The organism is Candidatus Margulisiibacteriota bacterium, from assembly GCA_028715625.1.
In the GTDB taxonomy this organism is placed as follows: Bacteria; Margulisbacteria; Riflemargulisbacteria; order GWF2-35-9; family GWF2-35-9; genus JAQURL01.
This window is the reverse complement of the sequence record JAQURL010000074.1, coordinates 3,276-12,627: the sequence shown is the minus strand read 5'-3', so window position 1 is coordinate 12,627 and position 9,352 is coordinate 3,276. Positions and strand designations below refer to the sequence as shown.

The window sequence follows — 9,352 nt, the reverse complement described above, 5'->3', positions numbered from 1 at the left end:
GTTTGTACGCACATCACCCGATCACGGTACTGCTCCGGATATAGCAGGCAAAGGGCTGGCCGATCCTTCCAGTATGACTGAGGCGATAAAGCTGGCAATAAGGCTGGTCTCACACCGCCTCTCTCCCCGACCCTCTCTCCGTAAACGGAGAAAGGGAGAAAATGATTCAATGAAACTTCCCTTCTCCGCAAGCGGAGAGGGGTGGCACGAAGTGCCGAGGTGAGGCGGGGTGAGGCGTGAAAAAAAGTCTGGGGCAAAATTTTCTTTTTGATAAAAATATCAGAGAAAAAATTATAGGGGTTATTCCCAGGAATTATCCGGTCCTGGAAATCGGTACAGGCAGCGGCCTGCTTACAGAAATTCTGGCCCAAAATATTGAGACACCTATATACAGTTATGAGATAGACCGGCTGGTTTATGAACAAGCCAGAACCAGATTACAAAATTATAAGCACGTACAGCTTTTTTTGCAGGATTTTCTGGAAAGTGACTTTACTATAGATAAAGCTTTTATTGTTGTTGCCAATATCCCTTACTATATTACCACCCCGATAATTGAAAAATGTTTGCAATACCCTCTGCTTAAAGACATGTACCTGATGGTCCAAAAGGAAATCGCTCAACGGATAACAGCCCGGCCCGGAGAAAAAGATTACAGTTCACTGGCTATATTCTGCCAGACCAGGGCCAAAGTGAAAAAACTGTTTAATGTCTCCAGAAATTCTTTTTATCCCGTACCCAATGTAGATTCAGCTTATATTCAAATCACACCTGCCAAAGAATTTCTGACAAGAATAAAGGATATATCAGTGTATAACGCCATAATTCGCAGCGCGTTCTGGGGAAAAAGGAAAACTTTGCTGAATTGTCTGAATAAATCACCCTATATGAAAACCGATAAAAATATTCTGCTATCAATTTTTAACAAGATGAAATTAAAGGAAACAATACGCGGAGAAGATCTGGAGATTGATACTTATATAGAACTCAGCAATCTAATCGGCGAACATCACAAACCTACCGCCTGAAGTTTTTTTGACTAAAGCCATAAGCCTGTCTTTCAATTCTTTATTGGGTATGGGTTTCCAGGGATCGGAGTGTAATAATATATAACCTGTCTTGAACTCCAGAAAAAAAGAAAATATCTGATCAGCCAGATAAACCTCTACATTGCTTTCGGTAGGTTTTAATATTTTTTCATGTCTGGAATCATAAATCAGATAGAGAATATCAGAGCTTTCTTCAATGGTCTGCACCGACTGGCAGCTCTCATACACTTTATTCCTGTGGATACTGACGATTTTATAACGCATATTTCACCTTAATAGAAGGCTACGGGCAGCCTTTGTATAATGGTATTAAGCAGAGGCTCGATATGCTCGCCATAAGCTGTGTGTTCCATTCTGGCATTCTCATAAAGTCTGCTGATTTCCTTATAATGATAAGCAGACTGGTCAGCCTCTATTTTTTCAATTAAAGAAGCCATTAACTGTTCGGTATGTTTTCTTTTTTCAGAGGAAATTTCTTTAATAAAGCCGAAACTGTTCATCTTGTATCCCATTTTTATCAGTTCTGTCATTAACTTGATAAAACCATTATAAAAATGAGTTTTTATTTTCTGGTCCCTGTTGATAAGAAAATGAAAATAATAATAAATCAATTTGTCGGACAATTCTTCTACTACTTCCGAAGATAACACATTAGACAGTTCCAGACTGTTTTTTGTCATTTCCATAAGTTCCACATCGTCTGGAATTTGTTTGAAACTGTTTCTTTTAACAGCAACTTGTTTATCCAAATGAATTAATTTCAGATAATCTGTGGGGTGAACAATTTTTTGAGTTTTCTGGTGTATTACAAAATCCATATCCCTCTCCTCAAATTAAAAATTTATTCTTCCAGTTAGTAATATATCGTTACAAACAGCAGAAAAATTTATCGATATTTATTGTTATTTATGTATATTTCTTAACAATCATCAATACTTTTTCATCATCAAAGGGTTTAAGAAGAACTTCTTTCGCGCCTGTGGACAATGCCTCCATCAGTATTGACTGTTCTCCCAGACTGGTGATCATAACTACATTGGCCTGAGGATTGATTTCCCTGATCTTTTTCAGGGCGGAAATTCCATCCATTTCCGGCATAATAATATCGCATAATGTCAGTTCAGGTTTTTCGGATTCGTATACTTTTACAGCCTCCACGCCATTTTCGGCTTCTATTACAACGTAGTCATTTTTTTCCAGGAGAGTTTTTATTTTCAAACGCACAAAATACTTATCATCAACCACTAACACTTTTACCATAAATATGCACCCAACCCTTATGATCTTTTTTTAATATTACCTAAAATTCCCATAATTGTATATACTCTTCTCAAATACGAGTATAACTCCCTATTTTATAATACTATTGATAATTTCCAGCACTTTATCTTCTTCAAAGGGTTTAACCAGAAAATTGAGGGCTCCCGCGGCAAGGGCTTCCATAAGTATTGTTTGTTCTCCCAGACTGGTAAGCATTACCACTTTTACATCCGGATTAAGTTCTTTCAGTTTTTTTAAGGTTTCCAGGCCGTCCATCTCCGGCATTGTAATATCACAAAACACAATGTCCGGTTTTTCTGCCTGAAGCTGGTTGATAGCTTCCAGCCCGTTACCAGCCTCAACTACCTCGAAACCTTTGCTTTCCAGAAAATTTCTCAGCTTGATCCGGACAAAATACGCATCATCAACTGTTAATATTTTTACCATATTGATTATATTGTATATTAGTTTAGCTTAAAAAAAAATATTTGTTTTAACTTCTTTCCCATATTACAATGAAATAAATTATGAAAAAACATTATTTTGGCAAATACGGAGGACAATTCGTTCCTGAACTGCTGATTCCGGCTCTGCACGAACTGGAAAGCGCGTTTGAGGCCTTTAAAAAAAATAAAAAAATCACTGATGAATTTAAATCTTTACTGCAAGATTACGTTGGCAGGCCTTCTCCGCTTTATTTCGCACGTAATTTATCCCAACAGTTTTCGCAAAAAATTTATCTGAAACGCGAGGACCTGAACCATACCGGCTCGCATAAAATTAATAATACCCTGGGGCAGATACTGCTGGCCAGAAGCATGGGCAAAACCAGGATCATAGCTGAAACCGGCGCCGGTCAGCATGGAGTAGCCACAGCCACAGCAGCAGCCCTGATGAACATGGATTGTGTGGTATACATGGGAGAAGAAGATATGAAGCGACAAAAGCCCAACGTACAGCGCATGGAGCTTTTGGGAGCGGAAGTACGTGGTGTGCCCTATGGCAGCAGGACCCTGAAAGAAGCTGTTACCGAAACATTTAAAGACTGGATTTCCAACTTGCGGAATACTTACTATTTACTGGGTTCGGCCATGGGACCCGCCCCTTATCCGGAAATTGTAAGATATTTTCAAAGCATTATCGGCCGGGAGGCAAAAAAACAAATCCGGCTGAAAGAAAAAAAACTTCCTGATTATGTGATAGCCTGTGTGGGCGGCGGGAGTAACGCCATCGGGATATTTTCGGCTTTCATTAAAGATCCTGCTGTTCGGTTAATCGGTGTGGAAGCCGGTGGACAGGGAGAAAAAATGGGGCAGCATTGCGCCACTCTGGGCAAAGGTCATCCGGGAATTTTTCAGGGGTCATTTTCTTATTTACTTTCTACACCTACAGGTCAGATATCGCCCACCCATTCGATTTCGGCCGGGCTGGATTACCCGGGTGTGGGGCCTGAACACAGCTTTCTAAAAGACAAACACCGGGCAGAATATGTATCTGTCTCGGACAAGGAAGCAGAAAAAGCATTTCATCTTTTAACAGAAAAGGAAGGCATAATGCCAGCCCTGGAAAGCTCACACGCTTTAGCCTATACCTTCAAGCTGGCTGAAAAAATCAAGAAAAACAGTATTATTGTTGTAAATCTCTCGGGACGGGGAGATAAGGATATGGGAATTATATTAGGAGATAAGTGATAAGAGATAAGGGTTAAGGGTTAAGGGCGTGAAGGGTGAAGGGTGAAGGGTGAAGCGTGAAGCGTGAAGGGTGACGCGTGAAACGTGAAACGTGAAAAGTGAAACGTGAAAGGCGTCATTCCGAGCGAAGTCGAGGAATCTTTTGTTTAAGAGTGCAGTGCAAGAGTCACCCTGAGCCTGACGAAGGGTGACATAAACATTGGTCATACTGAGCCAGTTTACCCTGAGCTTGTCGAAGGAAAGCATGACCTAGAGAAAGTATAAAATGAATAATATTTACATATATATAGTAAAATGCAGCGACAATTCTTATTATACCGGTGTCACAAATAACGTAGATAAACGTATTAATGAACATAATTTAGGAATCGATACCCGGTGCTATACATACAGAAGAAAACCAGTTGAGTTAGCTTATAGACAATCATTTGCTGATCCAAGGGATGCAATTAAAGCGGAAAAACAAATAAAAGGTTGGTCTAGGTTGAAAAAAGAGGCATTAATAAGAAGTGACATAAATAAATTAAAAATATTATCTAAGTGCAGTGCGATAGTCACCCTTCGTCAAGCTCAGGGTGACATAAACATTGGTCATGCTAAACCTGGCGAAGTATTGATAAAGAAAACTGAAATAAATGAATAATGATGTAATACCTTATATACTGGCCGGTTATCCTGATCTGAATACTACTATTCAGCTGTTAAAATTTTGTCAGGAAACAGGCATTCGCTATATCGAACTGGGCATACCCTTCTCCGATCCGTCAGCAGACGGCCCGGTGATCCAGGAGGCCGCGGAAAAAGCGTCCCATACTTTTGCCATGCAGGATTTATATGAAGCGCTGAAACTTAATGAAAACCGTTTCCCTGACCTGCAAATAACCGTAATGACCTACGCCAATCCGCTTTATGCTTACGGCCTGAAAAAATTTATAAAAAACTTTTCGGAATTAAAAATAGTCAGGGGGCTTTTAATACCTGATCTTCCTTTTAACGAATCAGGTTTTATCAAACCCTATTTAAACAAAAATTCAAAAATAAAATCTGTCTGGATGATCTCGGAAAATCTGGATGACAGCACCCTGAAAGCCATAGTAAACTCGGCTGATTATTATCTTTATTTAATGTCTTATCTGGGCACAACGGGCAACAGCATTTCCGATATGTCGCGTTTGAAAACAACCATAAAAAAAGTCCGATCTATCAAAAAAATCCCGATTGCCATGGGCTTCGGTATCAGGAACAAAAAGGATGTAGAAGCCGCGCTGGAAATTGCTGACGGGGCAATAGTAGGTACGAGTATTATAAAAAGCCTGAAAGATGGTATTAGTAAAACCGAGCTGTTTATCCAATCTCTTATTCCGTGACGCTTATACCTACCATTCTGATATTATCCGCCTGGACTTTTCTCGGATTTTTGTCGGGATGGCAAAAATGGTTCCCCAAACAAATATTTTTTATCTTAAATAAAATCGTTTTCATTCTGCTCCTGCCGCTATTTATTTTTGTTTCCACTGTGAACAATTTTAATTATAATTATTTCCTGTCCAATATAATTATAATTTTCGGACAATGTTTTTTTGTTGTTCCGGCTGCTCTGCTTGTTTTATTTTTTTACAGCAGGACAGAGAAAAAATTTGTTTTCAATATACTGGCCTTCCAAAATGCCGGATATTTACCCCTCCCTGTTTTACTGGCTTTCCCCAATAATCATGAGCTGCTTCTGCTTCTGTTTCTGTTCCTGGTGGGGTTTAACCTGATAATTTTTTCTCTGGGTTACTGGATAATGAATAAAAAAACTCATATCAGCGAAATAATTAATCCGCCCATAACAGCGACTATCCTTTCTTTTGCCTTGGTCATTGCCGATCATTTTTTTACTTTTCTTCCTGATGCCCAAAGCCTGCAGCCGCTTCTGGCACCGCTGGCCAAAATTATATCAATTTTATTTTTCCCCATATTATTTTTTGTATTCGGTGGATTTATTGCTGACCAATATCAACACCTGAAAAATCTCGATCTAATCCTGCATCTGAAAATTTCCATCAGCAAATATCTGCTGTTCCCGCTTCTGGTAATTATGCTTAAACCGTTTGTCTCTGCGGATATCTTTACAATACTTTTCATTCAAAGTCTGATGCCGCCGGCTATGAACCTCTTAACAATTCCCGAAAAAGAAAAGGATATTCTGACCATGAACAATTATCTGTTTGCGCAGTATCTGGTCTTTATACTTCTGGTAATTCCGGCGTTTTTGGTAATACAGTGGTTGTTTAAATAAATCTGCAGCGCTCGGGGCTCGGGGATAAGAGATAAGAGATAAGTGTTAAGTGTTAGGGGGCCACGTCATTTCGACCGGAGGAGCGAAGCGCTGGCGCCGTCATTCCGAGCGAAGTCGAGGAATCTTTAGTTTAAGAGTTGCTGGTACTTTTAATCCCAAGATCCCTCTATTACGCTACGCTTCAGTCGGGATGACGGTTAGTAGTCATGCTGATGCTCTGCTCCCTTCGAGAGCCTCAGGGAGCAGGGCAAGCCAGGCTCAGGGTGACTATAACATCTTAAACTATCTTCTACCCATTAGCAGTCTGGCCAGGTCGATAACTCTGGAAGAATAACCCCATTCGTTATCATACCAGGTTAATAATTTGTAAGTATTTGAACTTCCTAATTGTTTTGTACTTAAGGAGTCAAATATCGAAGAAGCCGAATTTCCGATAATATCTGAAGAAACAATCGGGTCTTCGGTGTAGGCCAGAATACCTTTCATTTCTCCTTCCGCAGCCTCGCGCATCGCAGCATTGATTTCACTAACTGACGGTGTGGTTTGCAAATTAACAACCAGGTCAACCAGTGAACCGGTGATGGTCGGTATTCTTACGGAAATTCCGTCCAGCTTGCCTACAAGTTCGGGCAGGACAAGGCCTACTGCCTTGGCAGCGCCGGTGCTGGTAGGAATAGCGTTCTGAGCCGCTGCTCTGGCCCTGCGCAGATCACTGTGGCCGGTATCTACCAGACGTTGATCATTGGTATAAGCGTGTATTGTTGTCATAAACCCATTGATGATGCCAAACCTTTCATGCAGAACTCTGGCCACAGGCGCCAGACAATTGGTGGTGCAGGAAGCGTTTGAAACCATTCTGGTCTGCGGGTCCAGCATGTATTCGTTTACACCCATAACTATTGTAGTGATACTGTCCTTTGCCGGAACAGTTAAAATTACATATCTGGCGGGACTGTATTTGTTATCAAGATGAGCTCCGTATCCTGCTTTGGACGCGTCGCCCACGTTTCTGAAAATACCTGTAGCTTCCACAACTATATCAGGCCTGGACTGCCAGGGTATCTGATGAGGATCGCGGGCGCTGTAAATAGGGATTATTTTGTTGTTTACAATCATACCGTCTTTGGAAGGGGTCATGCGTACAGAACCTTGAAAAGGTCCATAGGCAGAGTCATATTTGAGCAAATGAACTAACTGCTCCAGCGGAGTTAAATCATTAACGCCTGTAATTTCCATATTGGGATTTTGCTGTAATATTATACGGGAAACCTGGCGGCCTATTCTGCCGAAACCGTTTATGGCAACCTTTATTGTATTTTCCGAAATAATTTTTCTATTCATACTTCTACCTCCTGAATTTTTTTTCAAACCTATTAAATATCGTAAGAGGATCGGTTTTGTTGCAGGGAATATATATGGAGTTTATGTGATGGATATTATGGGGACAGTGAAAAGTGAAGGGTGAAGGGTGAAGGGTGAAGGGAATGTTTGTTTGCGATCAACTGTATGTTCATTTTTTGAATGTCATTCCCGACTCGATCGGGAATCTGCTTCTTGATGGGTAGATCTCCGATTACTCGGGGATGACAGGGCTGATCGCAAATCAAATAAGTATTTATGTCCATGTCATACTTCCCTTCGACAAGCTCAGGGCAAACTAGCTCAGTATGACTTTCTGCACCTTCGAGAGCCTCAGGGAGCAGGTTGGAATGACGGTTTAGCTAATAGGAATCTACGCCCAGGCCCCAGGTGAAGGTGCTGTTCTGCTGGTTCTGGTCCAGGCCCAGGATGGCTTTGATGTTGGGCACCAGATAATAATAGGCTTTCAATGTATAGCCCACATTATTCGGATTATATAATTCATTTTCCAGGGATAGACTGTCGTTCACTTTAACGTCAACTTTTACACCCGGGTAAAAATTAACCAAACCGATGGAGGCTTTCACTTTATCCATAATTTTTTTGCCGAAAGTCAGGTTTTTGGCTTTGAGGTTCGGGTCATTGGCCTGCGTACCCCAGTCGAACTTTAAAGAACTGTCGCCCACACTTACCTGACTGCCGACTTCGTAGGTGCTGTTATTCAGGACTTGCGCCTGCAAATTTACTGAGGTTTGTTGGAAAAAAGAGGTTGAATTGTTTAAGCTTTTAGTAAAACCCTTGGTCTGTTCAACAATTTCTTTTGAACCCTGGATTACCGGCTGCAAATCCTGCAGCAATTTGTCTTTGTCTTTGCTGAAAGAATCCGTAAGATCGTTCATTTTACCGGAGACGGATTTCAGATTACTCACAATGGCCTTCACATCCTGCTTGTCTACCGAGCCTGAGAGTTTGCTTACTAACTGATCGACATTGGTAACTACACGTTTTATTCCGACTAAAATATCACTGATATTCTGTCCGACATTCTGCACATTTTTTTGTTCAAAAAGTGTATCAACTTTGGTCATTACAGAATCCAGACGCTGCGAGATCTTGTTCAGGTTTATGATCAGACCCTGAATGGATGACTGGCTGTCTTCGCTGGTAATTATCTTGCTGAGGACCTCCAGGATTTTTTTGGTTTCCATCAGGTTCTCGGTACCGGCATCTACAAAGTCCACTATACCTGAAGCCGCATAACCCGGAAGAATAGCTCCGTAGTGTATAAAGTTCATGGAATTGGGATTGGGAAGAACATTCACGTATTTTTCACCGATAAGACCGTCAAAATCTATGCGCAGTCTGGAGCCTTCGGGTATATTGATATTTTTTTGGATAAACATATATACCCTTATTTCTTTGGGCCCGGGAGTAATTTTATTCACGTTACCGATAGAATATCCGCGATAACGCACTTCAGCGCCGGTCAAAAGTCCGCTGACCGTTTTGAATGACCCGATAATCATATAACCGTTGGCCTGCAGCATCAAATTGCTTTTCCAAATAATGCCCGTAACCAGAATAACCATGGCTACAAATACAAAAAAACCTACTTTAGTTTCTTTTTTCATATTAATAATATCTTACTATAAATTTGCGTTCCCTCAAATCTTTCATTCTATAACTTTCCATTTTTGTTCCCGTTTAGTCAT

10 protein-coding genes and 2 pseudogenes are annotated in these 9,352 nt (G+C 40.8%); 6 read left to right on the top strand and 6 right to left on the bottom strand.

Annotation, left to right across the window (positions count from 1 at the left end; all coding sequences use genetic code 11):
• Positions 1 to 109: pseudogene (locus tag PHV30_10385) on the top strand (4-hydroxythreonine-4-phosphate dehydrogenase PdxA).
• A gap of 127 nt (positions 110 to 236) precedes the next feature.
• Positions 237 to 1,028, top strand: a complete 792-nt coding sequence (rsmA, locus tag PHV30_10380) for a 16S rRNA (adenine(1518)-N(6)/adenine(1519)-N(6))-dimethyltransferase RsmA (GenBank protein MDD5457420.1) — start codon at positions 237 to 239, stop codon at positions 1,026 to 1,028.
• Here rsmA and PHV30_10375 read toward each other — a convergent pair.
• From PHV30_10375 to PHV30_10360, 4 genes are all read right to left on the bottom strand, one after another.
• On the bottom strand, positions 996 to 1,313 hold the full coding sequence (locus PHV30_10375) for a hypothetical protein (GenBank protein ID MDD5457419.1): 318 nt from the start codon (positions 1,311 to 1,313) through the stop codon (positions 996 to 998). The two genes, rsmA and PHV30_10375, sit on opposite strands and share 33 nt — an antisense overlap.
• Before the next feature lie 8 nt (positions 1,314 to 1,321).
• Entirely contained in the window at positions 1,322 to 1,867 is a 546-nt protein-coding gene (locus tag PHV30_10370) for a hypothetical protein (GenBank protein ID MDD5457418.1), read from the bottom strand.
• A gap of 88 nt (positions 1,868 to 1,955) precedes the next feature.
• Positions 1,956 to 2,309 carry a response regulator gene (locus PHV30_10365; protein ID MDD5457417.1) on the bottom strand — a complete coding sequence of 118 codons (354 nt, stop codon included), beginning with the start codon at positions 2,307 to 2,309 and terminating at the stop codon, positions 1,956 to 1,958.
• 90 nt (positions 2,310 to 2,399) lie between these two features.
• Positions 2,400 to 2,756 carry a response regulator gene (locus PHV30_10360; protein ID MDD5457416.1) on the bottom strand — a complete coding sequence of 119 codons (357 nt, stop codon included), beginning with the start codon at positions 2,754 to 2,756 and terminating at the stop codon, positions 2,400 to 2,402.
• 80 nt (positions 2,757 to 2,836) lie between these two features.
• Here PHV30_10360 and trpB point away from each other — a divergent pair, with 80 nt between their 5' ends.
• The 4 genes and pseudogenes from trpB to PHV30_10340 all read left to right on the top strand — a co-directional run bounded on the left by trpB (position 2,837) and on the right by PHV30_10340 (position 6,281).
• Positions 2,837 to 4,000: a tryptophan synthase subunit beta gene (trpB, locus tag PHV30_10355; protein ID MDD5457415.1), complete on the top strand. Its 1,164-nt coding sequence runs from the start codon at positions 2,837 to 2,839 to the stop codon at positions 3,998 to 4,000.
• A gap of 265 nt (positions 4,001 to 4,265) precedes the next feature.
• Positions 4,266 to 4,541 (top strand): annotated as a pseudogene (locus PHV30_10350) (GIY-YIG nuclease family protein).
• Between the two features lie 94 nt (positions 4,542 to 4,635).
• Positions 4,636 to 5,367, top strand: a complete 732-nt coding sequence (gene trpA, locus PHV30_10345; GenBank protein MDD5457414.1) for a tryptophan synthase subunit alpha — start codon at positions 4,636 to 4,638, stop codon at positions 5,365 to 5,367.
• The gene (locus PHV30_10340; GenBank protein MDD5457413.1) at positions 5,364 to 6,281 is read left to right on the top strand and encodes an AEC family transporter; all 918 of its coding nucleotides are present in this window, start codon (positions 5,364 to 5,366) and stop codon (positions 6,279 to 6,281) included. The genes trpA and PHV30_10340 overlap by 4 nt, the downstream gene beginning before the upstream one ends.
• Positions 6,282 to 6,563: 282 nt before the next feature.
• Here PHV30_10340 and gap read toward each other — a convergent pair whose 3' ends face one another.
• Positions 6,564 to 7,622 (bottom strand): type I glyceraldehyde-3-phosphate dehydrogenase, encoded by a 1,059-nt coding sequence (gap, locus tag PHV30_10335; GenBank protein MDD5457412.1) that lies wholly within the window; start codon positions 7,620 to 7,622, stop codon positions 6,564 to 6,566.
• 380 nt (positions 7,623 to 8,002) lie between these two features.
• Entirely contained in the window at positions 8,003 to 9,271 is a 1,269-nt protein-coding gene (locus PHV30_10330) for an MlaD family protein (GenBank protein ID MDD5457411.1), read from the bottom strand.
• Positions 9,272 to 9,352 lie beyond the last annotated feature (81 nt).

What these genes read in the sequence shown, in the direction of transcription:
- PHV30_10375 (MDD5457419.1), bottom strand. Translation starts at nt 1,313, where the DNA reads ATGCGTTATAAAATCGTCAGTATCCACAGGAATAAAGTGTATGAGAGC.
- PHV30_10370 (MDD5457418.1), bottom strand. Translation starts at nt 1,867, where the DNA reads ATGGATTTTGTAATACACCAGAAAACTCAAAAAATTGTTCACCCCACA.
- PHV30_10365 (MDD5457417.1), bottom strand. Translation starts at nt 2,309, where the DNA reads ATGGTAAAAGTGTTAGTGGTTGATGATAAGTATTTTGTGCGTTTGAAA.
- PHV30_10360 (MDD5457416.1), bottom strand. Translation starts at nt 2,756, where the DNA reads ATGGTAAAAATATTAACAGTTGATGATGCGTATTTTGTCCGGATCAAG.
- trpB (MDD5457415.1), top strand. Translation starts at nt 2,837, where the DNA reads ATGAAAAAACATTATTTTGGCAAATACGGAGGACAATTCGTTCCTGAA.
- trpA (MDD5457414.1), top strand. Translation starts at nt 4,636, where the DNA reads ATGAATAATGATGTAATACCTTATATACTGGCCGGTTATCCTGATCTG.
- gap (MDD5457412.1), bottom strand. Translation starts at nt 7,622, where the DNA reads ATGAATAGAAAAATTATTTCGGAAAATACAATAAAGGTTGCCATAAAC.
- PHV30_10330 (MDD5457411.1), bottom strand. Translation starts at nt 9,271, where the DNA reads ATGAAAAAAGAAACTAAAGTAGGTTTTTTTGTATTTGTAGCCATGGTT.